The sequence below is a fragment of the Caulobacter sp. AVps16 genome (genome assembly GCF_058681455.1).
In genome coordinates, this window is sequence record NZ_CM178739.1 from 1,728,020 (window position 1) to 1,754,982 (window position 26,963).

Sequence of the window (26,963 nt, forward strand, 5' to 3'; positions counted from 1 at the left end):
CTGCGCCGCTAGCCGCACTTGACCTCTTTCACCCTGCCGGTGTCGGCGTCGAACAAGATGTTCAGGCGATCTGGCCGAAAGTCCATGGTCACCGGACAGGTCGTGCAGGCCACCCGCCAACGGGTGGGGTCCACGGCGGCCGGCAATTCAGTGCGATTCTTGCCGATATAGGCCTTGGCCTCAACCATGCCGCACTGGTCCTTCGGCTGGGGCGGGGCAATCGCCACCGGCGGAGGAGCCACCGGCGTCTCCGGAGGTGGCAGGGGCGCGGGTGGTGGCGCACTGGTGCAGGACACCGCCAGAAGGGCCGCAGTGACGGCAACGCCCAAAACCCGCAAGGATGTCATGCCTGCTTCTCCCATCCGCGTTCGGCACCCTGCCGCCAGTATGACACCGGATGGCCGCCCTTCTTGAAATATGTCCAGCGACCCCGGGCCTGAGCCAGGGCCGACTCGTCACGACCATCGAACAATAGGACACAGCGGGCGAAGCCCGCCAAATCCCCCGGCTCGGCCCCGTCCAGCAGGAACAGGGCATCGCCGCCATTGGGATTGTCCAGCCCCTCGGTCAGGAGAACCGGCTGCCGGTCGGCCATGGGTTCATGGGCCAGTCCGTGCGGCAGGAAGGCGTCGTCGCGATAGGTCCAGAGAAGACCGTCCAGGGTCTCCAGTCGACTGCGATCAACCCCGCGCACCAGGGCCTTCCAGCCACGCCCGAGGGTCTTTTCCAGAAGCTCGGGCAGCACCTGCTCGGCGCTGCTTCGCTCCAGATGGTAAAACCAGACCTCGCAGGGCGCGTCGGACATCCGCCGGATCAGCCTTCGTAGGCGTCGGCGACCAGGCGATTGAGCAGGCGCACGCCAAATCCGGCGGCACCGTCCGGCACGGTCGGATCGGTCGAGGGCTTGCGCCACGCCACCGAAGCGATGTCGAGGTGAGCCCACGGCACGCCATTGACGAACTTCTGCAGGAACAGACCCGCCGTGATCGACCCGGCCGGACGCCCGCCGATATTCTTCATGTCCGCGATCGGGCTTTCGATCTGCTTCTCATAGGCCGCCGGCAGGGGCAGCCGCCAGAGGTTCTCGCGTTCAGCCTTGCCAGCCGCCAGAAGTTTCTCCGACAAACCATCGTTATTGCTGAACAAACCTGCGTAGTCATGACCCAGCGAGATGATGATGGCCCCGGTCAGGGTGGCCAGATCAATCATGAACTGCGGCTTGAAGCGTTCCTGGGTGTACCAGAGGGCATCGGCCAGAACGAGGCGGCCTTCGGCATCGGTATTGATGACCTCGATCGTCTGGCCGGACATCGAAGTGACGACATCGCCTGGACGCTGGGCGTTGCCGTCCGGCATGTTCTCGACAAGGCCCAGAACCCCGATGGCATTGACCTTGGCCTTGCGGCCCGCCAGGGCGTGCATGACGCCGGCCACAGCGGCCGCGCCGCCCATGTCCCACTTCATGTCTTCCATGCCGTCGGCCGGCTTGATGCTGATGCCGCCGGTATCGAAGCAGACACCCTTGCCGACGAAGGCGATGGGCTGGGCCGCCTTATCGACTGCGCCGTTCCATTTCATGATCACCAGCTGGCTCTCGCGGACGCTGCCCTGACCGACGCCCAGCAGGCTGCCCATGCCCAGTTCGGCCATCTCGGCCTCGCCGAGGATCTCGACCTCGAGACCCAGGCTTTCCAGGCTCTTGGCACGGGCGGCAAATTCCTCGGGATGCAGGATATTGGCGGGCTCGGAGACCAGATCCCGGCTGAACAGAATGGCATTGGCCAGGGCATCAAGCCCTTCGAAGACCTTGGCCGCCTTGACCGGATCGGCGGCAGCGACCTTGACCACGGTGACCGACGGCTTCTTGTCCGCCTTCTCGGTGGTGCGATACCGGTCGAAGCGATAGGCGGCGAGCTTGACCCCGAAAGCGGCTCGAGCTGCCGTTTCGGCGTCCGCGCCGAGCTTCAGCACCAGTTCGGTGACCCCGGTGGCCTTCACGGCCTGGAAGGCATGGGCCGCGGCGGTCTCGATCCCCTCCGGCTCAACAGCGCCGACGCCATCCACACCAACAAGCACGACACGCGCAGCATCCAGGCCGTGGGGCGCGACCAGGTCCAGGATCTGCCCCTTGGCCCCCGTGAACCGCCCGCCGGCAATGGCCCGCGACAGAGCTCCGCCGGTGGCCTCGTCGATGACGCGCGCTTCCGGCGACAGGGCGGCAGCCTGATGGGCCAGAACCGCCACGGCGGCCGTAGCCCCGGCATGGAGATCGGCGGGAACGAACTCGATACGCATCACACGCTCCTGATTTGGCTTCGCACCTTGAACTCCGCCAAACGCGTGGCGACTCGCGGCGCGGCCTTTTTGCTGGGCCGTCTCGACCTTGATGAGGCGGCATAGTCTAAGCCTCGTCGAGAGAAAAGACTCGCGGCGCCGTACCCGGCGAGGTCTTCGGTTGTGCCGGGGCAAAGCGCCCGTGTAGAACAGCCCATTCCCTGGGGTTCGCTCTTCCCGAATCCGTCCGACCGAACCCCCATTCGATGCGCCTGATCGAACGCTATCTTTTCCGCCAATTGCTGGGTCCGACGCTCTTCGCGACGGCAGCCCTGGCGGCGCTTGCGCTATTGGCCCGAAGCCTGTCGGAGTTCGATATCCTGGTCACTCAGCGCCAGAGCGCGTTGGTTTTCCTGAAGATCATCCTGCTGGCCCTGCCCCAGCTCCTCAACATCGTCCTGCCCATTTCGCTGTTTGTCGCCGCCCTCGTCGCGCTCAACAGATTGCATACCGAGCAGGAGATCGTGGTCTGTTTCGCGGGCGGGATGAGTCGCTGGAAGGTGATCTCCCCCGCCATGCGCCTTGCCGTGTTTGCGGCCCTGTTCTCGCTGTTCCTGGGCCTGTGGGTTCAGCCGTGGAGCGCCCGTCAGATTCGCGAGACCGCCTTCGCGGTGAAAACCGATGTGGCCTCGACCCTGGTGCAGCCAGGGCAGTTCACCGAGCCAGGGCCAGGCCTGACCGTCTATGCGCAGTCGATCGACCGCGACAACCTGATCCACAACCTGTTCATCCACCAGGAACGGCCGGATGGCGGAGCCTCGACCTATTCCTCGCGGGAAGCGGTGATCGCCACCCGCAACGGGGCCCCGGTCCTGATCATGCTGAAGGGTTCCAACCAGCAGTTCTCCAATGCCGGCGTGCTCCAGTACACCTCGTTCGAGGAGTACACCTTCGACCTCTCGTCCCTGTTCCAGAGCGACGAGCTGCTGCACTACAAGATCGCCGACCGCTACCTGCACGAGCTGTTCTATCCCGACCTGACCCAGGAGTGGGAGCAGAAGAACCGGACAGGCCTGCTGGCCGAGGCCCATTCCCGCTTCGCCACGCCGTTGTACAATATCGCCCTGATGGCCATGGCCCTGGCCGCCGTGATCGGCGGTCAGTTCAGCCGCATGGGCTATGGCAAGCGCATCGCGGCCGTCGGTGCGGCGGCGGCGGTCGTGCGGATCATCGGATTCGGCGTCCAGGCCGCCTGCGAAGACTCCGCCTGGCTGAACATCCTGCAATATGTCGTGCCCCTGGGGGCCCTGTGGTGGGGACTGGCCCAGATCTTCCGGCAGAGGGTGTCACGGCACATCGCGATCGGACGACGCAAGGCCGCCTACGCCCCGCAGGCAGGTGCCGCATGAGCCTTGGCATCGGCATGGTCGAGCGCTACGTCCTCCAGCGCACCATGGCCTCTCTGGGGGCGGCCCTGGCCGTGCTAGGCTCGATGGTGATGCTGATCGCCTTCGTCGACATTGCCCGCAATGTCGGAACCCGAGCCGACATCAATTTCTTCCAGCTGCTTTATCTGACGATCCTTCAGGCCCCGGCCACGATCCTGGTGCTGACGCCGTTCATCTTCCTGTTCGGCACGCTGGGCGCCTTTGTTGGCCTGAACCGGCGCAGCGAACTGATCGCCATGCGCGCCGCCGGGGTCTCAGCCTGGCGCTTCATCCTGCCGGCGGCCATGGCGGCCTTTGTCATGGGCGTCCTGACCATCACCCTGCTCAACCCCCTGAGCACGGCCATGACGGCGCAGTATGAAACCACCCGCGACGCCCTGATGGAGAACTATCTCAAGGCCGCGCCCAAGGGCACATGGCTGCGCCAGGGCGACGACAAGACCCAGATTGTGATCCGGGCCCGCGCCCGTGACCAGGTCGATGGCTCCGTGCGGCTGAGGGGTGTTTCTCTGTTCGTCTATACGCTCAACAGCAAGGGCGTGATGGACTTCTCCCGGCGGATCGAGGCCAATGAGGCGAGGCTCGAGCCTGGCTTCTGGCGGTTGATCGGCGTGCGCGAGGCCACCCCGGGAGCCGGGGCGATCCGCTCGGAAAGCCTGTCGATTCCGTCCAATCTCGATGACCGCACCGCCTCCGAGCGCTTCAACTCGCCCCAGGCCGTCGCACTCTGGCGGTTGCCGACGACCATTGCGCGGACCGAAGACGCCGGGTTCTCAGCGACCCCGTTCAAGCTGCGCTATCATCAGATCCTCGCCACACCGCTGCTGTTCGCCGCCATGTCGGTCCTGGCGGCGGCCTTTTCACTCCGCCTGATGCGTCTCGGCGGACTGGCGGCCCTGGCCGGTTCGGGGGTTGCCCTCGGCTTCGGCTTCTTCTTCTTCAACGAGCTGTGCAGCGCGCTGGCGAAGGCCGAGGTGCTACATCCGGCAGTCGCCGCCTGGACCCCGCCCCTTGTCGCGCTTTTGGCGGGCTTCACCCTACTTTGCTATACCGAGGATGGTTGAGTCCGTGTTTCCGAGGTCGTTCATGATGGATCAGCGTCAAGGCGCTCTGCCCCTGCGGGCCCGCCTGTATCTGCTTGGCGGCGTCGCCTCGCTGGTGCTGGCCGCCACGGCGGCCCAGGCCCAGCAACCCCTGGCCAGCACGCCGCCTGCGCCCGCCATCAAGGCCCCGCCGTCTGACGGCCTGGGCGAAGAGGGCTATTATCTCGAGTCAGACCTGCTGATCCGCGATGACAAGACCGGCGTGCTCACCGCCCGCGGCGAAGTTGAGGCCCGCTATCAGGGCCGTACGCTGCGCGCCGAGGAAGTGGTCTATGACACCAAGGCGGGTGTCATCACGGCCAAGGGCAAGGTCACCCTGATCAATGGTGACGGCACGGCCCAGTTCGCCGACGAGATGACCCTGGACAAGGAGCTGAAGGCCGGCTTCGCCCTCGGCTTCTCGGCGCGCATGGAAGAGAACGTCAAGATCGCAGCCGTCTCGGCGATCCGGCGCAATGACAGCATCCAGGAGCTCAACAAGGCGATCTATACGCCGTGCGAGATCTGCGCGGACAAACCGACGCCGACCTGGTCCGTGTCCGCCGACAAGGTGGTTCAGGACAAGGACCGCCAGCTGGTCTATTACAAGAACGCGGTCATTCGCCTGTGGGGCGCGCCGCTGATGTACCTGCCGGTCTTCTGGCATCCAGATCCGCAGGCGACCCGGAGCTCCGGCTTCCTGACCCCCAAGCTTGGCGCGTCAAAGCGCCGGGGGATGTCCTATCAGCAGCCCTATCTCTACGTGATCTCGCCGTCTCAGGATGTGGTCCTAAGCCCTCAGATCAATTCAAGTATCAACCCGTTCCTGAATGCCCATTGGCGCAAGCGCTTCTATTCCGGCATCGCCGAGGTCCGGGGCGGCTTCACCTATGAAAAGGACATCGACAACCGGGGCGAACGCTTCGGCGAGGCCACGCCGCGCAGCTATATCCTGGCCCGCGGACTGTTCGACATCAACGACAAGTGGAAGTGGGGCTTCAGCGCCGAACGCACGTCCGACAAGCTGCTGTTCGACAACTATTCGATCAGTGACGTCTATCAGCAACGCGGCCTGTTCACGAGCGAGGACCGCCGCCTCAGTTCGCAGATCTATGCCACTCGCCAGGACCAGCGGTCCTACCTGTCGCTCTCGGCCGTCACGGTTCAGGGCCTGCGGGTGTCGGGTATTGATGCGGTCACCGGACTGGCCAGCTTCGAGAACAGCGACGTCTTTCCGCTGATCGGTCCACTGGTCGAGGGACGCTGGCAGCCCAAGGATCCGGTGCTAGGCGGGCGCCTGCGGCTCCAGGGCACGGGCGTCATCCTCACCCGTTCGGAGTCACCCTATGGCGCGACCCTGGACGGGGTCGACAGTCAACGCGGCAGCGTCAGCGCCGACTGGCGTTCGACCCTGACCCTGAAGTCCGGCGTGCGCATCTCACCCTTCGCCCAGGCCCGCGGTGACGCCTATCGCGTCTCCGACCTGCCCGGAGCCGACGACAGCCAGACCTATTCGCGCGCTCTCGGCGTGACCGGCATCGATGTCAGCTACCCCTTCTTCAAGCCGCTCAAGGGTGGCTCTGTCATTCTTGAGCCACTGGCCCAGCTCGCTGCCGGCTCCGAGAGCCGCCGCGTGCCGATCGTGGTCGGATCCAGCGGGACGACACGCTACCTCTATAACGAGGACAGCACCTCATTCGAGTTTGACGAAACCAACCTGTTCCGCGCCAACAAGTCGCCGGGCTTCGATCTCTATGAAGGCGGCCAGCGCCTGAACCTTGGGGGCCGTGCGACCGTCAAGTACAAGGACGGCCGGGGCGCCAGCATGCTGGTTGGCCGCAGCTTCCGCAGCGAGTTTGACCCGCTCCTGCCGTCCCGCTCGGGCCTGCAGCAAAAGTCGTCGGACTGGATCGTCGCGGCGACCGTCACCCCGGTTCAGGGCGTGACGGGCTTTGTCCGCACCCGCTATGCACCGGATCTGGCCAGCAACAAGTTCCGGCGCATTGAGGCCGGCCTCAATGCTGTCCACAAGGTCGCCAACGGCTCGGTGCGTTATATCAAGGATCAGCAGGACGCCGTCGGCGCGCCGCTGGAAACCTTCGAAATGAGCGGCCAGCTCAACCTGACCAAGCGTTGGGGCATAACGGCCTATGGCGGCAAGGACCTCGTTGCCGGTGTCTGGCGTCGGCGCGATCTGGGCGTCGTCTATAATGACGACTGCATCCGCATCGACGTGATCTACCAAAACGAAGACCGATTCAGCCAGGCCTCAACCGGTGGCCTGAAACTTCAGGCCGATCAGTCCGTCGTGTTTCGCCTAACCCTCGCCACATTGGGTGATACAGGGTACAGCCAGTAAAAATGATCCCGCGTCGCCGCCGGCGCGCGTGATTTTCGCGCGCGTGATCGGCACGATGCGCCTAGAGGAACGACACTACCCATGCGGCCTGCGCGTAGCGTGAAGACCCTAGCCGCGGCCGGAGCCGCGTCCATCATCGCCCTGGCCATGGCGAGCCTCGGCGCGCCGGCTCTCGCCCAGGACACAGCGCCGGTCGAGGCAACGCCGCCCCGGGCCCCGGCTGCGCCCCGCCCGCTGTCGGAAAGCGTCGCGGCCGTGGTCAATGACGATATCGTCTCCAGCTACGACCTGACCCAGCGCATGCGCCTGCTGATGGTCAGTTCCGGTGTTCAGCCGACCGAAGAGAACCTGCCCCAACTGGAGCAGGAAGCCCTTCGCTCGCTGATTGACGAGCGCGTCCAGCTGCAGGAACTGCGCCGGGTCGAAAAGGCCCAGAAGATCACGATCATCTCGACCGACAAGGAAGTCGACGAGCAGATCGACGACATAGCCAAGGGCAACAATGCCAACATGACCGGTGCCATGCTGATGGCCCAGTTGGCCTCGCAAGGGGTTGGCGCTGAGACCTTCCGCTCGCAGATCCGCATCGACAGCAGCTGGCAGAACTGGATCAGCGGCCGCTACGGATCGCGCCTGCGGGTGGGTGAAGACCAGATCAAGGCCTTCCAGCGCCGCCTGGCCGAGTCGGCCAGCAAGCCGCAGTATCAGGTCAGCGAAGTGTTCATCGACGCCACCCGCGTGGGCGGTATGGAGACAGCTGTAAACGGGGCCACCCAGTTGGTCGGCCAGATGCAGCAGGGCGCACCCTTCCCCGCGGTCGCGCGCCAGTTCTCGTCGGCCGCCACCGCAGCCAATGGCGGAGACGCCGGCTGGGTCGGCCCGGGCGAGATGCCGCCTGAAGTCGACGCGGCCCTTGAAGAGCTCCGCCCCGGACAACTCTCGCGACCCATCCCGGTGCGGGACGGCGTCTATATCATTTATCTCCGCGACAAGCGCGCCGGGGCCAAGACCGCTCTGGTCGATCTCAAACAGGTCGCCTATCCGCTGGCCGCCGATGCCTCGGCCCAGCAGGTTGAAGCCGCCAACAGCGCCCTGCTGGCCCTGAAGCCGCAGATCACGAGCTGTTCGGCTCTGGAAGCGGCGGCCAACAAGGTGGACGGACTGGTCGCCGGCGACCTCGGCGAAGCCGAGATCACCGACCTGGCCCCGGCCTTCCAGGCTGCGGCCTCGGCTCTGGATATCGGTCAGGTTTCCGATCCGATCCGTACGGACGCCGGGCTCCACCTGATCGCCGTCTGTGGCAAGCGACAGTCGGGCGGTAATGCGCCGTCCCATGACCAGATCGAGAACCGTCTGCGCGGCCAGCAGCTGGCCCTGATTTCGAAGCGCTACCTGCGCGACCTGCGCAACTCGGCGACCATAGAAACCCGGTGACGATCGCCCCCCTGGCCCTGAGCGCCGGCGACCCCGCCGGCATCGGGCCCGAGATCATCGCCAAGGCCTGGACGGCGCTGCGCTGGGAAGGCCCGCCGTTCATGGTCGTGGGTGATGCGCGATCCCTGGCTGCGGCCGGCTCGGGCGTCCGGGTCAGGACCGTGACGGGTCCGGCCGAGGCCATGGATCTGTTTCCAACCGCCCTGCCCGTGCTGGATGTCCCCCTGCTGAGCCCCGTGATCGCGGGCCAGGCTTCCAGCACCCACGCCGCCCAAATCATCCGCTGCATCGAAACCGGGGCGGGCCTGGCCCTGTCCGGCTCAGTCTCGGGCCTGGTCACGGCCCCCATCGCCAAGGCCCCCCTCTATGAGGCCGGATTTGCCTTCCCGGGCCATACCGAGTTCCTGGCCGAACTGACGGCCGGGGCACCCTGCGAGGGCCTACGTGGCCCCGTGATGATGCTGGCGGCCGGCAATCTGCGCGCCACCCTGGTGACCATCCACAAGGCCCTGAACGATGTTTCGGCCGCCCTGTCGGTGGAGGCCATCGTCACGGCCGGCATGGTCACCCACCAGGCCCTGAAACGCGACTTCGGCATAGCCCACCCGCGACTGGCCCTGGCGGCCCTCAATCCCCACGCCGGCGAAGGCGGGGCTCTGGGCCGGGAGGAGATCGAGATCATCGAACCCGCCGCCCGCGTCCTGCGCGATCTGGGCGTTGAGGTCATGGGGCCAGCCCCCGCCGACACCCTGTTCCACGCCGAGGCCCGGGCCCGCTATGACGCCGTGCTGTGCATGTATCACGACCAGGCCCTGATCCCGGTCAAGATGCTCGACTTCTGGGGCGGCGTGAATGTCAGCCTCGGCCTGCCGATCGTCCGCACCTCGCCAGACCATGGCACCGGGTTCGACATTGCTGGACGCGGACTGGCCCGAGCCGATAGCCTGATTGCCGCCATCCGGATGGCGGCCCAGATCGCCGCCCGCCGGGCCGCCTGACCTCTTGCCGAGACCCTGAGCCCATGAGCCTGGCCGATATGCCGCCGCTGCGCGACGCCCTGGAGCGTCACGACCTTCTGGCCCGCAAGAGCTTTGGTCAGCACTTTCTGCTGGACCTCAACATCACCCGCAAGATCGCGCGGCTGGCCGGCATCGGTCCCGAGGACGTGGTGGTCGAGGTCGGGCCCGGTCCCGGCGGCCTGACCCGCGCCCTGCTGGAAACCGGAGCCCGCGTGGTCGCCATCGAGATGGACAGCCGGTTCATGCCGATCCTGGCCGAACTGGGCGAAGCCGCTGACCAGCGCCTGGAGGTCGTGCAGGGCGATGCCCTTAAGGTCGACGCCAGCCGCGCCGTCGGCGGCGTTCCCGCCCATGTGGTCGCCAACCTGCCCTACAATGTCGGTACCCAGCTGCTGATCAACTGGCTGACGGGCCCGTTCCTGCCCGTCTCCATGACCCTGATGTTCCAGAAGGAAGTGGCCGAACGTATTGCCGCCCAGGTCAATGACGACGCCTATGGACGGCTTGCCGTCATCGCCCAGACCGTCTGCGAGGCCAAGATCGTCATGGACCTTCCGGCCCGCGCCTTCACCCCGCCGCCCAAGGTCAATTCGGCGGTGATCAAGCTTGTTCCCAGAGCGGTCATCCCGCCGGCCGCCGAACTGGCCGCCCTGGAACGCGTGACCGCCGCGGCCTTTGGGCAGCGTCGCAAGATGCTTCGCTCCAGCCTCAAGGCGCTCGGCGGCGGCGATCTCTGTGAAAAGGCCGGCATCAGCCCCGACATCCGCGCCGAGAACGTGCCGATCGAGGGCTTCCTGGCGTTGGCCAGGGCGACCCTGTCCTAGAGCGTATTCCGATAAGTGTGCACCGGTTAGAGGATCGGAAAACGCTCTAACCTTCTGATTTAGAGCCCTTTTCGCCCGGGCCTGATGAAGCCATCAGGTTGGAAAGGGCTCTAGGCCTCGCGGTTTTGGACAGCGGGCTTCACGCCGCGCCATCGGGCCAGGATCACCAGCAGGACGATCACCGCGACCAGGCCGGGCAAGCTGGCCTCCAGACCAAAGGTTCCGCCGGTCAGCCAGGTGATTCCACTGTCCAGGGTCGGTGTCAGCAGGCCCGCCTCAGAGGCCCCGCTCACGCCGAGACCCAGAATGCCGCCCTGGGTGACATTGGCCATGAAATGGATGCCGATCGGCAGGGCCAGGCTCCGGGTTCGCAGATAGGCCAGTCCGAACAGGATCGAGGCCAGGAAGATATTGATCCCCGCCCAGATCTTGGTCGCGCCGTGCATCCCCTCATTGTCCAGATGGGTCAGCAGAAAGAAGCCGCCGACCAGGATCTGGGCCGGCCACTCGCCCAGACCGGCCAGCAGCCTCTGGAACAGGAAGCCGCGGAACATCAGCTCTTCGGCCACGGCCACGGCAGCCATGAGCGCCAGACTGGCGATGAGGGCATCGAGTCCGGTCGAATTCGGTTTCCAGTTGATCCATCCGCCCAGCGCCAGGAGTGCGGCAGGTGCCAGCATCAGGGCTGCGCCCAGCGCACCCCCGATCCCAAGTTGCACAGCCCAAAGCCCGTCCAGCCGGCCGACGACCTCCGTCAGCGGTCTGCGGCGCAGGAGCTGACAAAGCCAGGTCGTCACCAGAAGGATGAGTGCCTGCTCCGCAATCGACAGTTCGCGACCCAGGTGCTGGGATATCAGCAGAGCCGGAAACAGCAGCAGCGTCAGGACGACCATGAAGATCGCCGCCCACCAGCCACTGCGTAGCTTGCCCTGGGCATCAAACATCATCGTGGCGAGCGACATGTGGCCCTCCCTGCCCCGGTCATTGAACCGGAAAGCCTTGCAATACACGGTACCTTGCGCTGCAAGGTAATGAGATAGGCAGAAAACCGACCAGGACCGAGGTCCAGGTCTCCTAGATGTTTTCCTTCAGAAGGCTTTCAACCAGGTCGCCGATCCACGGATTGCGGGCCCGCTTCTGACGCTCGGCATGATAGATATGGGCCAGATCGGCATAGGCCTTGTCGAAGTCGTCATTGAGGATGACGTAGTCGAACTGCTCCCAGGCAGCGACTTCATCCTTGGCCCGGGCCAGACGACGGTGGATGACCTCTTCGCTGTCCTGGCTGCGGGCGTGCAGGCGACGGCTCATCTCGGCCAGGGACGGCGGCAGGATATAGACAAGCACGCTATCAGCGCCGGCCTGCTTGTGGACCTTCATCGCGCCCTGGAAGTCGATATCGAACAGGGCGCTCTCGCCGCGGTCCAGGGCGTCCATGATCGGCGGCTTGGGGCTGCCGTAGAAATTGCCATAGACCTCGGCCCATTCGAGGAATGCGTCAGCCGCGATCATCTCCTGGAACGTCTCGCGGGAGACAAAGTGGTAGTCGCGCCCGTTGTGCTCGCCCGGACGAGGGGCCCGGGTGGTGGCGCTGATCGACAGGTGCAGGTCGCCATGGTCAGCCACCAGGCGGCGGGTCAGGGAGGTCTTGCCGACGCCAGAGGGCGCGACGACCATCAGCAAGAGGCCGCGGGTCTTATGGTGGGACTTATTCAACGTTCTGAACCTGTTCGCGGAACTGCTCGATCGTCGCCTTCAGCTCCAGACCGATTGTGGTCAGGCTGCTGAGGGCCGATTTCGAGCAGAGGGTATTGGCCTCGCGCATGAACTCCTGGGACAGGAAGTCCAGCCGGCGACCGGCGGCGGCATCACCGGTCAGCAAGGTGCGGGCAGCTGTGACGTGGCCGGCCAGACGATCCAGTTCCTCACGGACATCGGCCTTGACGGCCAGGGCAGCAGCTTCCTGGATGATACGGTCCTCGGACGCGGCCTCGCCGAGCAAATCGGCCATCCGGCGCGCGAAGCGGTCCTTCAGAACGGCCGGCTGACCGGCAGCCTCGGCACCGGCCGCCGTGGTCAGCCGCTCGATGGTATCGACCTGGCCATTCAGGACGGGCGTAAGGGCAGCCCCCTCCTCCTGCCGGGCAAGCTTCAGGGCTTCCAGGGCCTGGACGATGGAGGCAGCCATGGCCTGCTCGACGGCGGCGCGGGTCTCTGCGTCATCGTCTTCCTCGCGGACCTCGATGACGCCGCGCAGGGCCAGCAGGCCATCGAGGGAGGGCTTTACGACCATGCCGGTGGCCACATAGGGGCCGCCCGCCTTCAGATAGCGCTCGAGAGTCTCGACGCTGACCTGGGTTTGCCCCACAGCCTCGGCCCGCTTGCCCTGGACATTGACGGTCAGCTGGCCGCGCTGGAAGCGGGCCTGGGCCCCGTCGCGCGCCACGCGGTCCAGGCTGTCAAAGCCCGGAGGACCCCGAAAGCGGGTCTCGAGGTTGCGGCCATTGACGCTGCGGGCTTCCACGGCCCACGACCAGGCTCCCAGAGCCCCGTCGACGCGGGCAAAGCCGGTCATGCCCGACAGCGCCACCTCAGCCTCCGCTCAGGGGCGTGGCAGCCGTCTTCTTGGCTGCCCGGTTGCGCTCGACCTGCCGCCACTTGGCGACATTGGCCTCGTGCTCGGGATAGGTCCTGGCAAATACGTGGCCGCCGGTGCCGTCAGCGACGAAATAGAGCTCGTCACTCTTGGGCGGATCCAGGACGGCGGCGATAGCGGCCCGGCCGGGATTGGCAATCGGCGTCGGCGGCAAGCCGTCGATCAGATAGGTATTGTAGGGTGTCTCGCGCCGAAGCTCCGACAACAGGATGCCCCGCCCGAGAGGCCGTCCGCGCGTCAGGCCATAGATGATGGTCGGATCAGAACCCAGCCGCATGCCGGTCCGAAGCCGGTTGACGAACACGGCCGCCACGCGGGGACGCTCCGACGCGATGCCGGTCTCCTTCTCGACGATCGAGGCCAGGGTCATGGCCTCGTCCTTGGTGGAGAAGGGCAGATCCTTCTGCCGCTGCGACCACAGCTGGTTCAGCAGTTCGTCGCGATCATCCATCATGCGCTGCAGAACCGCGGCGCGATCCTCGCCTCGCTCGACCTGGTAGGTCTCGGGCAGGATGGCCCCTTCCGGCGGGGTCGGGGCGACCCCGGTCAGGACCGGCGAGCGCATCAGGATCTCGACGGCCATGTCAGAGGTGACGCCTTCGGGAATGGTCACGAAGTGACGCACGACCTTGCCCTTGCGGATCGTCTCCAGAACCTGGGCCATCGAGGCCCGGCTCTTGAACTCGTATTCGCCGGCCTTGAGCGCGCGCGCCGCGCCGGTGATCTGGGCGGCGGTCATGAACAGCGACGAGGAGCGGATCACACCGCCGCGTTCGAGGCTGGCGGCGATCTCCGGCACACTGGCCCCGCGACGCAGGACCACCGAGGTGATGTCGCCGCCCTTAGCCGCCGGTCCAGGCCCCTGGTAGAGCCACAGCGCACCGGCCACGACAACCATGCCGATCACGGCGAGGGTCGCGGCGGCGGCAAAGGCCATGGCGATCAGCCGTCGACCGATCGGGGCGGTCTCGGGCTTGCCGGGCCGACGCGGCGAGGCGGCTTTACGGCTCACGAGACTTTACGGAACACGATGGAGGCATTGGTGCCGCCAAAACCGAAGCTGTTGGAGACGGCGACATCGATCTTCATCGGAACGGCCTTGTTGGGGGCCAGGTTCATGGCCACGTCGACATTCGGGTTGTCGAGATTGATCGTCGGCGGCGCGATCTGGTCGCGGATGGCCAGCACCGAGAAGATGCCTTCGATGGCACCCGCAGCGCCCAGCAGGTGACCGGTCATCGACTTGGTCGAGGACATCACGACGTTGCTGGCGTGATCGCCGAGGAAGCGTTCAACAGCCTTGGCCTCGATGCCGTCGGCCATGGTCGAGGTGCCGTGGGCATTGACATAGTCGATGTCGGAAGGCTGCAGGCCGGCATCCTTCACGGCCGCCGAGAGGGCCCGGAAGCCGCCGTCGCCGTCTTCGGACGGGGCCGTGATGTGATAGGCGTCGCCCGACAGGCCATAGCCGACGACCTCGGCATAGATCTTGGCCCCGCGCGCCTTGGCGTGTTCGTACTCTTCCAGCACCATGGCACCGGCGCCCTCGCCCATCACGAAGCCGTCGCGATCCTGGTCATAGGGCCGCGAGGCCTTTTCCGGCGTGTCGTTGAAATCGGTCGAGACGGCGCGACAGGCGATGAAGCCGGCAATGCCGACCTTGCAGACGGCCGCCTCGGCCCCGCCGGCCACCATCACGTCGGCATCGCCGTACTTGATCAGGCGGGCCGCGTCGCCGATGGCATGGGCCCCCGTGGCGCAGGCCGTCACCACCGAGTGGTTGGGGCCCTTGAAGCCATAGCGGATCGAAACCTGGCCCGAGATCAGGTTGATCAGGGCAGAGGAGATAAAGAACGGGCTGATCTTGCGCGGCCCCTTGGCCTCAAGCTCCAGGGCCGTATCGGCGATGGTCGACAGACCGCCGATCCCGGATCCCAGGATCACGCCGGTGCGGTAGCGGTCGTCTTCGGTCTCCGGGACCCAGCCCGAATCCTTCACGGCCTCATCTGCGGCGGCGATGCCATAGAGGATGAAATCGTCGACCCGCTTCTGATCACGCGGGCTCATGGTCAGGTCGGGATTGAAGGCCCCTTCCACGTCCGGACCGCCACCACCACGGCCGTCGACGCGCGGAACCTCGCAGGCCACCTTGCAGGCATAGTCGGTCGGGTCGAACGCCGAAATGCGATTCGCACCCGACTTGCCGGCGAGAATGTTCTTCCAGGACACGTCAACGCCATGACCCAGGGGGGTCAGCAGTCCCAGTCCGGTGACAACAACTCTACGCATGGATCACTCCCAACCTTCTCGCGCGCCACCGGAGAGACGGGCGAACCCGTCGGCCCGCGCGGCGCGAATCCTGGCCACATACGAAAACCGCCGCGCGCACGATGGCAAGAGCCCGTGCTGCGCGGCGGTTGAAGACTTGTTCGCAAGAGGCGAACGGGGCCCTTAGGCGCCGGTCTTTTCCGTGATGAACTTCACGGCGTCGCCAACCGTCTGGATGTGCTCAGCGGCGTCGTCCGGAATTTCGATGTCGAACTCTTCTTCGAACGCCATCACCAACTCGACGTTGTCGAGGCTGTCGGCGCCCAGGTCATCGATGAAGCTGGCCTTCTCGGTGACCTTCTCGGGATCGGCATCCAGATGCTCGATGACGATCTTACGCACGCGCTCGAGAATGTCGGACATTCTGTTAGTCCCTCAGTTTTGAATCTGTTGTCCGCCAACGATTTCGGCCGAAGCCTCGCCATTGACGGGAATTGTCGGCCTCCGCCTATCACGTTCTTTTTCGGGTGACCAGCGGGTCACCAGCGAAGATACGTGCCGCCCGGGTCTTTGCGAACACAAAGAACCCGAGCCAGGCAGTGGCGGCTAGATCATCGCCATGCCGCCGTTGACATGCAAGGTCTGGCCCGTGACGTAGGCACCTTCCTGGCTGGCGAGATAGACACAGGCGGCGGCGATATCGTCGCCCTCGCCCAGGCGGCCCGCCGGAATTCCCGACAGGATACCGGCCTTCTGGGCATCGGTCAGGGCGTCGGTCATCGGGCTGGCGATAAAGCCGGGTGCCACGCAGTTGACGGTGACATTGCGGCTGGCCAGTTCCTGGGCCAGGGCCTTGGAAAACCCGATCATTCCGGCCTTGGAGGCCGCATAGTTGGTCTGGCCCGCATTGCCGGTGACTCCGACCACCGAAGTGATGCCGATGATCCGGCCGGAGCGGCGCTTCATCATGCCCTTGGCGGCGGCGCGGGCCAGTCGGAAATAGCCCTCCAGATTGACCTTGATGACGGTGTCCCAGTCCTCGTCCTTCATCCGCACGATCAGGCCGTCGCGGGTGATGCCGGCATTGGCGATGACGATGTCGAGCGGCGCGCCGGCGGCCTCCTCGGCCTTGGCGACCAGGCCGTCGACGGCCTCGGCGTCAGAGAGATTGGCGACCACGAAAGAGGCGCGCTCGCCGAGCTGGGCCTTCAGCTCGGTCAGGGCTGATTCGCGGGTGCCCGAGAGCACGACATGGGCACCCTGGGCATGCAGCGCCCGGGCGATGGCCCCGCCGATGCCGCCGGTGGCACCCGTGACGAGAGCGGTCTTGCCGGTAAGATCAAACATGATGGTTCTCCGTTCGGAGTCGTTAGAGCGATTTCGCGAAAGCTTCGAGGTCGGCCGGGCTGTTGAGCGGCGTCGCCTCGGAATCCGGCGCGATACGCTTGGCCATGCCCGACAGCACCTTGCCGGTCCCGGCCTCGGCGAAGCGCGTAACCCCGCCCTCGCCGGCCAGCCAGATCATGCTCTCGCGCCAGCGCACCCGGCCGGTGACCTGCTCGACCAGCAGGCCCCGAATGATGTCGGGATCGTGGACGGGACCCGCAGTGATATTGGCCACCAGGGGCGCACGCGGCGAAACGATCGTGGTGCCCGCGAGGGCCTCCGCCATCTCGTCGGCCGCCGGCTGCATCAGCGGACAGTGGAAAGGAGCCGAGACGTTCAGCGGAATGGCCCGCGCGCCCAGTTCCTTGGCCTTCTCGATGGCCTTGTCGACCGCAGCCTTGTCACCGGAGATCACGACATTGCCGTTGTTATTGTCATTGGCGACAACGCAGACACCGACCTCGGAGCCGGCCGCTGCGGCGGCCTCGGCCAGGGCGAGATCGGTCTTCGGACCGATCAGGGAGGCCATGGCCCCCTCGCCCACCGGCACGGCGCGCTGCATGGCCTGGCCGCGCAGCTTCAGCAGCCGCGCCGTATCCGCCAGGGTAATGGCCCCTGCCGCCGCGAGGGCCGAGTATTCGCCCAGCGAATGGCCCGCCACAAAGGCGGCGCGATCAATCCCGATGCCGAACTCCTTTTCCAGCACACGGCTGACCGCGAGGCTGACGGCCATCAGGGCCGGCTGGGCGTTCTCGGTGAGGGTCAGGTCGCTCTCGGGACCCTCCTTCATCAGGGCAAAAAGCTTCTGGCCCAGGGCGTCGTCGACTTCCTGAAACACCTCGCGGGCGGCGGCAAAGGCCTCGGCGAGATCAGTGCCCATGCCGACGGCCTGGCTGCCCTGACCGGGGAAAATGAAGGCGATGCTCATGAAAGCCCGCTCCGTTCTAGAGATTCATGCGGTTCCTGGGGGCGGAGGGTTAGGGGAAAGGCTCCGGCCCGGCAAGTGCGGGGCTTTTCCGACCATGGCTTGTATTCCATCTTCAGGCGTCCAAATTGCCGGGCGCACCGTAACTCGGGCACGAAAACCGTGGAGTCTCCTATGAACCGCCTGACCGCAGGCCTCGCGGCCATTGCCGTGCTCGCTGCATCCCCTGCCCTGGCCGCCCTGAAGCCCGGGGCCAAGGCTCCGGATTTCACAGCGCCTGCCGCCCTGGCCGGCAAGGACTTCAGCTTCACCCTGTCCAAGGCCCTCAAGAAGGGGCCGGTGGTGCTGTACTTCTTCCCGGCCGCCTACACGTCGGGCTGCACGGCCGAGGCCCACGAATTCGCCGAAGCCACCCCGGATTTCGAGAAGCTGGGTGCCACCGTGATCGGCGTCACCGGCGGCAATGTCGACCGCATCAAGGACTTCTCCAAGGAGCACTGTCGCGACAAGTTCGCCGTGGCGGCCGCCTCGCCGGCCCTGATCAAGAGCTATGACGTCGCCCTGCCGGTCAAGGACACCTGGTCCAATCGGACGTCCTATGTCATCGCGCCGGACGGCAATATCCTGATGGCCTACACCGACGGAAATTTCGCCGGCCATGTCAGCAAGACCATGGATGCAGTGAAGGCCTACAAGGCCAAATAGTCGGACCGATCTTGGGGCTGGTCCAGTTTGCGACCAGCCCTTTTCGATTTCGACCAGCCGGCCGGCTTGAGGCTCGGGCGGTCAGGCGCGAGGATCGGACATGACCAACCCCGATCTGCTTGAAGCCGTCGCCCGCGGCATGGCCATCGGCGCTTTCGCCGCCACCGGCCTGGCCCTGGCCGCCAGCCGCAAACTGGCCCCGATGCGCTGGATCGGCGCCCTCTTCTTCGTTTGCGCGATCGCCCATGTAATCGACGGCTGGTCTGGTGATCGACATCCTTCCAAGCTGATCTGGGCCCTGTCCGTGACGGGGACCGGCGTGTTCTGGCTGTTTGCCATCGGACTGTTCGAGGATGCTCCGGTCCCCAGGCCCTGGCGGTGGCTGCCGATCCTGGTGGCCTTCGGGTTCTGGCTGGCGGCCGTCGTCTCCCCGCCCGACGTCTGCGTCTGGATCTGGAAGGCCTTTTCGATCTTTTCAGCCGCCATCGTCGTCCACGTCCTGATGGTCGCCTGGCGCGGCTGGCGTGATGATCTGGTGGACCAGCGCCGCCGCCTGAGAGCCCCGCTGGCCGCGGCGGCCGCCGGCTATGTCCTGATTCAGGCGGCCTGTGATCTGGGCTGGCCGGCGGCGGTACGGGCCCTTGACGCCTCCCTGGTGCAAGCCTTCCTTTTGGCCGGTCTGGGACTGGGTGCGGGACTGGCCCTGCTCCGGGTCGAGCCCCTCCTGGTCGAACAGCCGACCGGAACCGGCCAGACTCTGTCAGACGCCCCCCGGGAATCCCTGGCCCTCAGCCCGGCCGATCGTTTGGTCCTGGTTCGGCTGGAACGGGCCATGACGCAGGACGAGGTCTGGCGGGGCGAGGATCTGTCCATCGGGGCCCTGGCCGCCCTGGTGGGCGCACCGGAGCACAGGCTGCGCAAGCTGATCAACGGCATGCTGGGCCATCGTAACTTCGCCGACTACGTCAACAGCCGGCGTATTGCCGCCGCCAAGATCGCCCTCGCAGATCCCGAACTGGCACTGAAGTCCGTGTCCGCCATCGCTTATGAGCTTGGCTTTGCATCTCTGGGCCCCTTCAATCGCGCCTTCCGGGCGGAAACCGGCGCGACCCCCTCGGCCTGGCGCCAGCAGGCCTGCGCCGGGGCACCGCGGCTGCGCTTGGTTGAAACCGGTGAAACCGCCCCGAATTCAAACAAGTCGGCCTGATTTCAGGTTTCGGCGCGACCGCGATCAAACGGTCAGACGTCCTGGCGACACCAACCGCGAGGACGCCCCATGAGCTTCGAGACCATCCAACCTTTTCTCCACAACTGGCTACAGGCGGCCCAGGCCGACGTCCTGCGTTATGCCATTTTTTCCGTCGGCGTCTGGCTGACCCTCTGGGTGGTGCTGGCCAGGCCCCTGGCCGCCCGCAAGATCCGCGAGACCCATCCCCCAGGTCGCCAGCTGGTGCTGGAGTTTCTGATCTCGATCCGCTCGGTCATGATCTTTTCGACCGTGGGTCTTCTCAGCTTCAGCCTGTTTCGCGCCGGCTGGATGCCCGGCCCCCATGTCGCCCGCGACCTGGGCCCGGTGTGGTTCTGGATCAGCCTGGTCCTGATGATCGTGGCCCATGACGCCTGGTTCTACTGGACCCACCGGCTGATCCATGACCGTCGCCTGTTCCGGACCTTCCACCGGCGGCATCACCGCTCCAACAACCCTTCGCCCTTCACCGCCTACAGTTTCGACCTGGGCGAGGCAGTGATCGCGGCACTGTTCGTGCCGGTCTGGATGATGATCGTGCCGACCCAGTGGCCGGTGGTTGGCCTCTATGTCCTGCACCAGATCGCCCGCAATACGATTGGCCACAGCGGCTACGAGCTGTTCCCGGCCCGCAAGGACGGTCGCCCTCTACTTCCCTGGGTGACCACTGTAACGCACCACGATCTGCACCACGCCCAGGCAGGCTACAATTACGGTCTCTACTTCACGTGGTGGGACCGCTGGATGGGCACAGAGCATCCGGACTATCTGGCACGGTTCGCCGAGGCTACCCGCCGCAAGGGCCGGGCTTCGGGCGAGACTACCAGCTGGCCTTCACCAGCCTGACCATCAGGCGACTGTCCTGGAGCCGCCATGCATCCTGGGTGGCGGCTCCACGCAGGCTGACCGTGAACTCGGCCGGGATTTCGAAGGGCCGGGTGACGCTGACATCAACCCCCTCGTCGCCCATCGACCCGCCGCCGACCGCGATCGAACCGATCGGCTTGCCGTCCAGGGTCAGGGCCGAGCGGACATTGGCCCGCGCCACCGGGATCTGGCCGGGGACGGCAATGGGCTGGGCCGCGTTCATGTCCATCGACAGGCTGACATAGTTGGCGCGCGGCAGCAGGCCGAAGCCGAACATCTTGGACACCGACGACCGGAGGCGGGCCTCGCGATCGTTCCAGGAGGCCCCCAGCGCCAGAGACCGCTTGCCGAAGTGCTCGGCATCCAGCTTGCGGTTCAGATTGAGGTCCAGGTCATAGGTCGGCCGTTCCAGAGTACCGGCAATCCTGGCGGTCACCCTGGCGGACTCGGTGTCGGTGGAAAGGTCTACAGGCAGGGCGGCCGAATAGCCGGTGAAGCGACCGTCATGGGCCGAAACCGAAAGATCGGGCTTTTGAATCGCCTGGGCGGCGGTCGGCCCGACAAGGCTCACCGCCAGCGCAAGGCCCCCGAGGGCGCTCATGACAGCGCTAGACATCATGCTTGCTGTCTAGCACAACCTGCCCTTGCGGCAAGATCAGGCTCCTCCGTAACTGCCCCTTCCGCCGCGACGGTGTGTGGGCCAGGGCCGTCGCGATGGCGATGCATTCTTGCGTTCCGGGCCCGTCTCCTGTAGTAGCGCGCGTTCTCACGGATGGCGGTCTTTGGCGCAGCCCTCACGGGTACGGGATTTCCCGCTCGGCGCTCAGGAACCATCGTGGTTGTCGGACTTCCGCCGTCAGCCGCGCCGCCCTCCAAGCCGGAAGAAGGAAAACATGGCGTTCTACGAACACGTGGTCATCGCGCGGCAGGATATCTCGCCGCAACAGGCCGAAGCTCTGAACGAGCAAATCAAAGCCCTGATCGAAGAAGGCGGCGGTCACATCGCCAAGATCGAATACTGGGGCCTGCGTAACCTCACCTATCGCATCAAGAAGAACCGCAAGGGCCACTATTCCCTGCTCGCCATCGACGCTCCGGCGCCGGCGGTCAAGGAAGTCGAGCGCCAGCTGCTGATCAATGAAGACGTTCTGCGCTTCATGACCATCCGCGTGGAAGAGCTGGACCTGGAACTGTCGCCGGTTCTGGCCCGTCGCGACCGCGAACGCAGCGAGCGCCCCGAGCGTTCGGATCGTCCGCGCGACGACTTCGCCGCCGCGTAAGGGAGAAGAGAGATCATGACCGATACCACTGCTCCCGAAGCCGGCGCGCCCGCTGCCGGCGGCGCCCGCCGCCCGTTCTTCCGTCGCCGCAAGGTTTGCCCGTTCTCGGGCGCCGGCGCGCCGAAGATCGACTACAAGGACGTCAAGCTCCTGCAGCGCTACGTTTCCGAGCGCGGCAAGATCGTTCCGTCGCGCATCACCGCGGTGTCGGCCAAGAAGCAACGCGAACTGGCCAAGGCCATCAAGCGCGCCCGCTTCCTGGCTCTGCTCCCCTACGTCGTGAAGTAAGGGAGACACCACGATGAAAGTCATTCTGCTCGAACGCGTTGAAGGCACTGGCACCCTCGGCGACGTGGTCACCGTGAAGGACGGCTTCGCCCGTAACTTCCTGCTGCCGCGTCACAAGGCCCTGCGTGCCAACGCCGCCAACCTGAAGTCCTTCGAAGTTCAGCGCGCTGAAATCGAAGTGCGTAACGTGAAGAACCGCGAAGCCGCCGGCGCTGTCGGCGAGACCCTCGACGGCACCCAGTACGTCATGATCCGTCAAGCTGGCGAAAGCGGCCAGCTGTACGGTTCGGTCGCGGGTCGTGACGTCGCTGATGCCATCAAGGCTGAAGGCGGCAAGGTCGATCGCTCGATGATCGTCCTCGACAAGCCGATCAAGACCCTGGGCGTTCACGAAGTGAAGGTGAAGCTGCATGCTGAAGTGACCGTCACGGTCACCCTCAACATCGCGCGCAGCGCCGACGAAGCCGAGCGCCAGGCGCGCGGCGAAAACGTCATCGCCGCTCAATTCGAAGAAGACCGCGCGGCTGACGCCGAAGCGGCCTCGGACATGGCCGCCGGTGGCGCCGGTTCGTTCGAAGGCGATCACTACGAGTCCTGATCCTTTTCCAAGGATCTGTGATTTATCGAGAAACGGCGCGGAGCAATCCGCGCCGTTTTTTTCTGCGGTGCAACAAAGAAATGTTGAACTTGTAGGCGCACGCTTGTGCGCCCATGTTCTTCTCACGAGGCGTTAAGCCTCCGTACCCGGACAGACCGATCATCAACTCGGCCCCGGCGTAACCATGAGGGGAATGCAAATGAGCTTTCGAATTCTGCTGTTTACGGCAGCCTCGGCCGCCGCAATCGCCGGCTCGGCCCAGGCCCAGTCCGCGCCGCCGCAAGATGCCGCCAACCTAGAGCAGGTGGTCGTTACCGGCACCCGCACGGCGGGACGCACACGCCTTGACACCATCGCGCCGGTCGATGTCGTCAGCGAAAAGGCCCTGACCCGCACGGGCACGACCGAGCTGGCCCAGTCCCTGTCGACCCTCGCGCCCTCGATCAACTTCCCGCGCCCCGCCATTACCGACGGTACGGACCACATCCGTCCCGCGACCCTGCGCGGCCTGGCTCCCGATCAGACGCTGGTGCTGGTCAATGGCACCCGTCGCCACGCGACGGCCCTTGTGAACGTCAATGGTTCGATCGGCCGTGGTTCGGCAGCGGTCGACCTCAACGCCATTCCGACCATTGCCCTGAGCCGGGTTGAAGTCCTGCGCGACGGCGCGTCGGCCCAGTATGGCTCTGATGCCATCGCCGGCGTCATCAATCTGCGCCTGCGCGAAGCCCGTAGCGGTGGTGGTGTGGTCGCCACCTATGGCCGCTATAACAGTGAAGTGAAGACGGCCCGCAATACCCAGGGCCGCGACGCCAGAGACGGCCAGACCGTGACCCTGCAAGCCTGGCAGGGCCTGCCGCTGGGTCCTGAAGGCTTCCTGACCATTTCCGCAGAGTACCGCGATCGTAATCCGACCAGCCGTGGCGATATCGACGTCCGCGTGACCCCCGCCCGCGTGACCTCGCGCTATGGCGACGCCGAGGTGACCGACAAGACGATCTATTTCAATGCCGGCCTGCCGGTCAGCGAGAGCTGGGATGCCTATGGCTGGGCGGGCTACCAAGCTCGCGAGGGGGCCAGCGCGGCCTTCCCGCGTATTGTCGGCGATGCCCGCCAAACGCCGGTGGCCTCGATCTATCCCGACGGCTATCTGCCCATCATCGCCAGCGAGATCACCGACACGACGGCCGCCGGCGGCCTGCGTGGCGACCTCGGCGGTTTCAAGGTCGACCTCAATGTCGCCTACGGCAAGAACGAGATCGACTACCGCACCGAAAAGTCTGCGAACGCGTCCTATGGCGCAGCCAGCAAGACCAGCTTCAACTCCGGCGGCATGAGCTATGACCAGACCGTCGTGGGCCTGGACGTCTCGCGCGGTGTCGATATCGGCGCCTTTGAGCCCCTGAACGTTGCCTTCGGTGCCGAGGCACGCTGGGAGGACTATTCGATCCGCGCCGGTGAGCCGGCCTCCTATAATCGCGGTCCGATCACGACCTCAGCGGCCGGCGCACAAGGCTTCCCGGGCTTCCAGCCGTCGAATGTGCTGTCCAAGGACCGCGACAATGTCGGCGTCTATCTGGACCTGGAATCCCGCCTGACCGAGCGCTTCACGGCTTCGGTGGCCCTGCGCTATGAGGACTATTCCGACTTCGGCGCGACGACGACGGGCAAGCTGGCCGCCCGTTTCGAGCTCGCCGAAGGCCTCGCCGTGCGCGGTGCCGTGTCGACCGGCTTCCGGGCTCCGGCCCTGCAGCAGCAGTTCTTCACCACCACCTCGACCAATTTCATCATCATCAACGGCGTCTCGACCCCGGTCGAGGTCGGCACCTTCCCGGCCACCAGCGCGGTGGCCAAGGTGCTCGGCTCCAAGCCGCTGGAAGCGGAAGAATCGACCAACACTTCGCTGGGCCTCGTGTTCCACAAGGGCGCGTTCGAAGTGACCGTCGACGCCTACCGGATCAACATCGACAACCGCATCGTGCTGTCGGAAAACATCCAGGGCTCCGCCACGGGCACCCCCACCCAGCAAACGATCAACAACCTGCTGCTGCCGTTCAACGTCACGGCCGCCCGGTTCTTCATCAATGGTGTCGAGACGGAGACCCAGGGCATCGACATCGTTGCACGGTATCGCCTCAATGCGGATGACGCCGGGGTCTTCGACCTGACCGCCGCCGCGAACTTCAACGAAACCGACGTCACGAAGATCCCGACGACCAATACCCTGTCGTCTCTGCCGGTTCCCCCGACCCTGTTCGGCCGCGCCAACGTCCTGACGTTTGAAGAAGGCACGCCCAAGCACAAGGTCACCCTGGCCGGCGACTGGACCAAGGACCGCTGGGGTGCCAGCCTGAAGACCACCTTCTACGGCACGGTCCTGTCACCCAACAATGACGCGACGGGAGCCTTCGATGTCCGGACCGGCGACAAGGCCGTTGTGGATCTTGAAGGGCGGTACGGCATCACGGACAACGTGACCCTGGCCATCGGTGCCAACAACCTGTTCGATGAGTACCCCAACCGTACGCCGGTGACGGTCAATACGACCAACGCCACCAGCTTCACGTCCTTCTCGCCTTTCGGCTTCAACGGGCGCTTCCTGTACAGCCGTATCAGCGTCAACTGGTAGTCCCGGCTCCAGTCTAGGGAACAAGGCGCGGAGAGCGATCTCCGCGCCTTTTTTCTTGCGCAGCCTTCGGGGCAGAACATACACAAAACATCCCCGTTCATCTTGGACGTGCGTCGAGACGACGCGCGCATGCGGAAAACCGGCGCGTTAACCTGTGGCCATGTCTCTCGTCCCCGCTCTCGACCTGCGTCCGCCCTATCAGGACGTCACCATCGCCGTGGCTCCGCACAACCTCGAAGCCGAGCAGGCTCTGCTGGGCGTCCTGCTCTATGACAACGCTGCCTATGAGCGCCTGACCGATGCCCTGAACGGTCGCCATTTCTATGAGCCGTTCCACCAGCGGCTGTTCCAGTCGATCGAGACCCATATCCGCAAAGGCCAGCTGGCCGAGCCGATCCTGCTGGCCGACGAGTTCAAGAAGGACCCCGCGTTCGAGGAGCTGGGCGGCCTGCGCTATCTGGCCGACCTGGTCGACCGCGCACCGCCGGCCGCCAATGTCGGCGACTATGCCCGCGCCGTTTTCGACCTGGCCCTGCGCCGCGACCTGATCCGCATCGGTGGTGAAATCGCCACCTCAGCCCATGGCGGTGGCGACGAGATCCGGCCGGCCCGCGACCAGATCGAGGCCGCCGAGCAGCAGCTCTACACCCTGGCCGAAAGTGGCACGGCCTCTTCCGGTTTCGTGACCTTCGGCGAGGCCCTGCGCGGCGCAGTCGAAATGACCGCCGAGGCCTATAGCCGCGACGGCGGCATGTCCGGCGTGGCCACCGATCTGGTGGATCTCGACCAGAAGATCGGCGGTCTGCACCCCTCCGACCTCGTGGTCCTGGCCGGACGTCCGTCGATGGGAAAGACCGCCCTGGCCACCAACATCGCCTTCAATATCGCCCGCAAGTACGCCTATGAGATCCAGCCCGACGGCACCAAGAAGACTGTCCAGGGCGGGGTCGTCGCCTTCTACTCGCTGGAAATGAGCGCCGAGCAGCTGGCCCTGCGTATGCTCGCTGACGCCTCGGGAGTCTCCGGTGACCGGCTCCGCAAGGGCGAGATCGACGCCTCGGAGTTCGGCCGGGTTCGCGACGCCGCCATGGAGCTGCAGGAAGCGCCGCTCTATATCGACGCCACCGGCGGTCTCTCTATCGCCAAGCTGACCGCTCGGGCCCGCCGCCTGAAGCGCCAGGTCGGTCTGGACCTCGTCGTCGTCGACTATCTGCAGCTGGTCACCGGCTCGGATCTGGGCTCCAACGCCAACCGCGTCCAGGAGGTCAGCCAGATCACCATGGGCCTCAAGGCCCTGGCCAAGGAGCTGGGCTGCCCGGTCATCGCCCTGTCGCAGCTGTCGCGTCAGGTCGAACAACGGGAAGACAAGCGCCCCCAGCTTTCCGACCTGCGGGAGTCCGGTTCGATCGAACAGGACGCCGACATGGTCTGGTTCGTCTATCGCGAAAGCTACTATGTCGGCCGCGCCGAGCCGCGCGAAGGCACGCCTGAACACCTGACCTGGCAGGAAGACATGGATCGCCTGCAGGGCCTGGCCGAAGTGATCATCGCCAAGCAGCGTCACGGCCCGATCGGAACCGTGCGCCTGTCGTTCAACAGCGATACAACCCGCTTCGGCAACCTCGCCCGCGACCACTATTTCGCCCAGGCGCGCAACATCCCCTCCGACGAGTAG

General features: G+C 65.5%; 26 protein-coding genes. 14 read left to right on the top strand and 12 right to left on the bottom strand.

The window, feature by feature from the left end:
* Nucleotides 1–8: 8 nt before the first annotated feature.
* The 3 genes from ACW17U_RS08390 to ACW17U_RS08400 are packed head-to-tail and all read right to left on the bottom strand — an operon-like array spanning nt 9 to nt 2,295.
* Entirely contained in the window at nt 9–347 is a 339-nt protein-coding gene (locus ACW17U_RS08390; RefSeq protein ID WP_492055516.1) for a peptidase inhibitor I78, read from the bottom strand.
* A complete protein-coding gene (locus tag ACW17U_RS08395) occupies nt 344–805 on the bottom strand; it encodes a DNA polymerase III subunit chi (RefSeq protein ID WP_492055517.1) in 462 nt (153 codons plus the stop codon). Before ACW17U_RS08395 ends, ACW17U_RS08390 begins: the two co-directional genes overlap by 4 nt.
* Nucleotides 806–813: 8 nt before the next feature.
* Nucleotides 814–2,295 carry a leucyl aminopeptidase gene (locus ACW17U_RS08400; RefSeq protein WP_492055518.1) on the bottom strand — a complete coding sequence of 494 codons (1,482 nt, stop codon included), beginning with the start codon at nt 2,293–2,295 and terminating at the stop codon, nt 814–816.
* A gap of 245 nt (nt 2,296–2,540) precedes the next feature.
* Between ACW17U_RS08400 and lptF the strand changes: the two genes are divergently transcribed.
* The 6 genes from lptF (at nt 2,541) to rsmA (ending at nt 10,440) form a co-directional block, all read left to right on the top strand.
* Complete coding sequence (gene lptF / locus ACW17U_RS08405) at nt 2,541–3,683, top strand: LPS export ABC transporter permease LptF (RefSeq protein ID WP_378109139.1); 1,143 nt, start codon at nt 2,541–2,543, stop codon at nt 3,681–3,683.
* Entirely contained in the window at nt 3,680–4,786 is a 1,107-nt protein-coding gene (lptG, locus tag ACW17U_RS08410) for an LPS export ABC transporter permease LptG (protein ID WP_062146254.1), read from the top strand. Before lptF ends, lptG begins: the two co-directional genes overlap by 4 nt.
* A gap of 22 nt (nt 4,787–4,808) precedes the next feature.
* The gene (locus tag ACW17U_RS08415) at nt 4,809–7,163 is read left to right on the top strand and encodes an LPS-assembly protein LptD (RefSeq protein WP_492055519.1); all 2,355 of its coding nucleotides are present in this window, start codon (nt 4,809–4,811) and stop codon (nt 7,161–7,163) included.
* A 99-nt stretch (nt 7,164–7,262) separates the two neighbouring features.
* Entirely contained in the window at nt 7,263–8,597 is a 1,335-nt protein-coding gene (locus ACW17U_RS08420) for a peptidylprolyl isomerase (RefSeq protein WP_492055520.1), read from the top strand.
* Nucleotides 8,594–9,595, top strand: a complete 1,002-nt coding sequence (pdxA, locus tag ACW17U_RS08425; RefSeq protein ID WP_062146246.1) for a 4-hydroxythreonine-4-phosphate dehydrogenase PdxA — start codon at nt 8,594–8,596, stop codon at nt 9,593–9,595. Before ACW17U_RS08420 ends, pdxA begins: the two co-directional genes overlap by 4 nt.
* 23 nt (nt 9,596–9,618) lie before the next feature.
* Nucleotides 9,619–10,440, top strand: a complete 822-nt coding sequence (gene rsmA / locus ACW17U_RS08430) for a 16S rRNA (adenine(1518)-N(6)/adenine(1519)-N(6))-dimethyltransferase RsmA (protein ID WP_492055521.1) — start codon at nt 9,619–9,621, stop codon at nt 10,438–10,440.
* 110 nt (nt 10,441–10,550) lie between these two features.
* Here the strand turns inward: rsmA and ACW17U_RS08435 are convergent, their stop codons facing one another.
* The 8 genes from ACW17U_RS08435 to fabD all read right to left on the bottom strand — a co-directional run bounded on the left by ACW17U_RS08435 (nt 10,551) and on the right by fabD (nt 17,678).
* The gene (locus ACW17U_RS08435) at nt 10,551–11,402 is read right to left on the bottom strand and encodes a CPBP family intramembrane glutamic endopeptidase (RefSeq protein ID WP_492055522.1); all 852 of its coding nucleotides are present in this window, start codon (nt 11,400–11,402) and stop codon (nt 10,551–10,553) included.
* 112 nt (nt 11,403–11,514) lie between these two features.
* A complete protein-coding gene (gmk, locus tag ACW17U_RS08440) occupies nt 11,515–12,156 on the bottom strand; it encodes a guanylate kinase (RefSeq protein ID WP_492055523.1) in 642 nt (213 codons plus the stop codon).
* Nucleotides 12,149–13,030 (bottom strand): YicC/YloC family endoribonuclease, encoded by an 882-nt coding sequence (locus ACW17U_RS08445; protein WP_492055524.1) that lies wholly within the window; start codon nt 13,028–13,030, stop codon nt 12,149–12,151. Before ACW17U_RS08445 ends, gmk begins: the two co-directional genes overlap by 8 nt.
* A gap of 1 nt (nt 13,031) precedes the next feature.
* Nucleotides 13,032–14,033 carry an endolytic transglycosylase MltG gene (gene mltG, locus ACW17U_RS08450; protein WP_492055713.1) on the bottom strand — a complete coding sequence of 334 codons (1,002 nt, stop codon included), beginning with the start codon at nt 14,031–14,033 and terminating at the stop codon, nt 13,032–13,034.
* A gap of 71 nt (nt 14,034–14,104) precedes the next feature.
* On the bottom strand, nt 14,105–15,385 hold the full coding sequence (fabF, locus tag ACW17U_RS08455) for a beta-ketoacyl-ACP synthase II (RefSeq protein ID WP_062146235.1): 1,281 nt from the start codon (nt 15,383–15,385) through the stop codon (nt 14,105–14,107).
* 162 nt (nt 15,386–15,547) lie between these two features.
* Nucleotides 15,548–15,787 carry an acyl carrier protein gene (locus ACW17U_RS08460; RefSeq protein WP_007672577.1) on the bottom strand — a complete coding sequence of 80 codons (240 nt, stop codon included), beginning with the start codon at nt 15,785–15,787 and terminating at the stop codon, nt 15,548–15,550.
* A gap of 183 nt (nt 15,788–15,970) precedes the next feature.
* Complete coding sequence (fabG, locus tag ACW17U_RS08465) at nt 15,971–16,711, bottom strand: 3-oxoacyl-[acyl-carrier-protein] reductase (protein WP_062146233.1); 741 nt, start codon at nt 16,709–16,711, stop codon at nt 15,971–15,973.
* A gap of 22 nt (nt 16,712–16,733) precedes the next feature.
* Complete coding sequence (gene fabD / locus ACW17U_RS08470) at nt 16,734–17,678, bottom strand: ACP S-malonyltransferase (protein WP_492055525.1); 945 nt, start codon at nt 17,676–17,678, stop codon at nt 16,734–16,736.
* A gap of 171 nt (nt 17,679–17,849) precedes the next feature.
* On the opposite strand from fabD, the gene ACW17U_RS08475 reads away from it, so the two are divergent.
* The 3 genes from ACW17U_RS08475 (at nt 17,850) to ACW17U_RS08485 (ending at nt 20,472) form a co-directional block, all read left to right on the top strand.
* Nucleotides 17,850–18,380, top strand: a complete 531-nt coding sequence (locus tag ACW17U_RS08475) for a peroxiredoxin (RefSeq protein WP_492055526.1) — start codon at nt 17,850–17,852, stop codon at nt 18,378–18,380.
* Between the two features lie 100 nt (nt 18,381–18,480).
* Nucleotides 18,481–19,587, top strand: a complete 1,107-nt coding sequence (locus ACW17U_RS08480) for a helix-turn-helix domain-containing protein (protein WP_492055527.1) — start codon at nt 18,481–18,483, stop codon at nt 19,585–19,587.
* 69 nt (nt 19,588–19,656) lie between these two features.
* Nucleotides 19,657–20,472, top strand: coding sequence for a sterol desaturase family protein (locus ACW17U_RS08485; RefSeq protein WP_492055528.1), 816 nt, complete (start codon nt 19,657–19,659; stop codon nt 20,470–20,472).
* Here ACW17U_RS08485 and ACW17U_RS08490 read toward each other — a convergent pair.
* The gene (locus ACW17U_RS08490) at nt 20,447–21,112 is read right to left on the bottom strand and encodes a hypothetical protein (protein ID WP_492055529.1); all 666 of its coding nucleotides are present in this window, start codon (nt 21,110–21,112) and stop codon (nt 20,447–20,449) included. The two genes, ACW17U_RS08485 and ACW17U_RS08490, sit on opposite strands and share 26 nt — an antisense overlap.
* 274 nt (nt 21,113–21,386) lie before the next feature.
* On the opposite strand from ACW17U_RS08490, the gene rpsF reads away from it, so the two are divergent.
* The 5 genes from rpsF (at nt 21,387) to ACW17U_RS08515 (ending at nt 26,963) form a co-directional block, all read left to right on the top strand.
* Nucleotides 21,387–21,773: a 30S ribosomal protein S6 gene (gene rpsF, locus ACW17U_RS08495; RefSeq protein ID WP_062146221.1), complete on the top strand. Its 387-nt coding sequence runs from the start codon at nt 21,387–21,389 to the stop codon at nt 21,771–21,773.
* A gap of 15 nt (nt 21,774–21,788) precedes the next feature.
* Nucleotides 21,789–22,061 (top strand): 30S ribosomal protein S18, encoded by a 273-nt coding sequence (rpsR, locus tag ACW17U_RS08500; protein WP_062146219.1) that lies wholly within the window; start codon nt 21,789–21,791, stop codon nt 22,059–22,061.
* 13 nt (nt 22,062–22,074) lie between these two features.
* Entirely contained in the window at nt 22,075–22,659 is a 585-nt protein-coding gene (gene rplI / locus ACW17U_RS08505) for a 50S ribosomal protein L9 (protein ID WP_062146216.1), read from the top strand.
* Nucleotides 22,660–22,858: 199 nt separating this feature from the next.
* Nucleotides 22,859–25,288, top strand: a complete 2,430-nt coding sequence (locus tag ACW17U_RS08510; RefSeq protein ID WP_062146214.1) for a TonB-dependent receptor plug domain-containing protein — start codon at nt 22,859–22,861, stop codon at nt 25,286–25,288.
* Nucleotides 25,289–25,442: 154 nt separating this feature from the next.
* Nucleotides 25,443–26,963, top strand: coding sequence for a replicative DNA helicase (locus ACW17U_RS08515; RefSeq protein ID WP_062146212.1), 1,521 nt, complete (start codon nt 25,443–25,445; stop codon nt 26,961–26,963).

Excerpts from the sequence above, each read along its gene's own strand:
- rplI (WP_062146216.1), top strand. The coding sequence starts at position 22,075 with ATGAAAGTCATTCTGCTCGAACGCGTTGAAGGCACTGGCACCCTCGGC.
- ACW17U_RS08415 (WP_492055519.1), top strand. The coding sequence starts at position 4,809 with ATGATGGATCAGCGTCAAGGCGCTCTGCCCCTGCGGGCCCGCCTGTAT.
- fabD (WP_492055525.1), bottom strand. The coding sequence starts at position 17,678 with ATGAGCATCGCCTTCATTTTCCCCGGTCAGGGCAGCCAGGCCGTCGGC.
- ACW17U_RS08485 (WP_492055528.1), top strand. The coding sequence starts at position 19,657 with ATGAGCTTCGAGACCATCCAACCTTTTCTCCACAACTGGCTACAGGCG.
- rpsF (WP_062146221.1), top strand. The coding sequence starts at position 21,387 with ATGGCGTTCTACGAACACGTGGTCATCGCGCGGCAGGATATCTCGCCG.
- ACW17U_RS08400 (WP_492055518.1), bottom strand. The coding sequence starts at position 2,295 with ATGCGTATCGAGTTCGTTCCCGCCGATCTCCATGCCGGGGCTACGGCC.
- rsmA (WP_492055521.1), top strand. The coding sequence starts at position 9,619 with ATGAGCCTGGCCGATATGCCGCCGCTGCGCGACGCCCTGGAGCGTCAC.
- ACW17U_RS08480 (WP_492055527.1), top strand. The coding sequence starts at position 18,481 with ATGACCAACCCCGATCTGCTTGAAGCCGTCGCCCGCGGCATGGCCATC.
- ACW17U_RS08460 (WP_007672577.1), bottom strand. The coding sequence starts at position 15,787 with ATGTCCGACATTCTCGAGCGCGTGCGTAAGATCGTCATCGAGCATCTG.
- ACW17U_RS08435 (WP_492055522.1), bottom strand. The coding sequence starts at position 11,402 with ATGTCGCTCGCCACGATGATGTTTGATGCCCAGGGCAAGCTACGCAGT.
- lptG (WP_062146254.1), top strand. The coding sequence starts at position 3,680 with ATGAGCCTTGGCATCGGCATGGTCGAGCGCTACGTCCTCCAGCGCACC.
- ACW17U_RS08490 (WP_492055529.1), bottom strand. The coding sequence starts at position 21,112 with ATGATGTCTAGCGCTGTCATGAGCGCCCTCGGGGGCCTTGCGCTGGCG.
- fabF (WP_062146235.1), bottom strand. The coding sequence starts at position 15,385 with ATGCGTAGAGTTGTTGTCACCGGACTGGGACTGCTGACCCCCCTGGGT.
- rpsR (WP_062146219.1), top strand. The coding sequence starts at position 21,789 with ATGACCGATACCACTGCTCCCGAAGCCGGCGCGCCCGCTGCCGGCGGC.
- lptF (WP_378109139.1), top strand. The coding sequence starts at position 2,541 with ATGCGCCTGATCGAACGCTATCTTTTCCGCCAATTGCTGGGTCCGACG.
- ACW17U_RS08390 (WP_492055516.1), bottom strand. The coding sequence starts at position 347 with ATGACATCCTTGCGGGTTTTGGGCGTTGCCGTCACTGCGGCCCTTCTG.
- ACW17U_RS08475 (WP_492055526.1), top strand. The coding sequence starts at position 17,850 with ATGAACCGCCTGACCGCAGGCCTCGCGGCCATTGCCGTGCTCGCTGCA.
- ACW17U_RS08510 (WP_062146214.1), top strand. The coding sequence starts at position 22,859 with ATGAGCTTTCGAATTCTGCTGTTTACGGCAGCCTCGGCCGCCGCAATC.
- mltG (WP_492055713.1), bottom strand. The coding sequence starts at position 14,033 with ATGGCCTTTGCCGCCGCCGCGACCCTCGCCGTGATCGGCATGGTTGTC.
- fabG (WP_062146233.1), bottom strand. The coding sequence starts at position 16,711 with ATGTTTGATCTTACCGGCAAGACCGCTCTCGTCACGGGTGCCACCGGC.
- ACW17U_RS08395 (WP_492055517.1), bottom strand. The coding sequence starts at position 805 with ATGTCCGACGCGCCCTGCGAGGTCTGGTTTTACCATCTGGAGCGAAGC.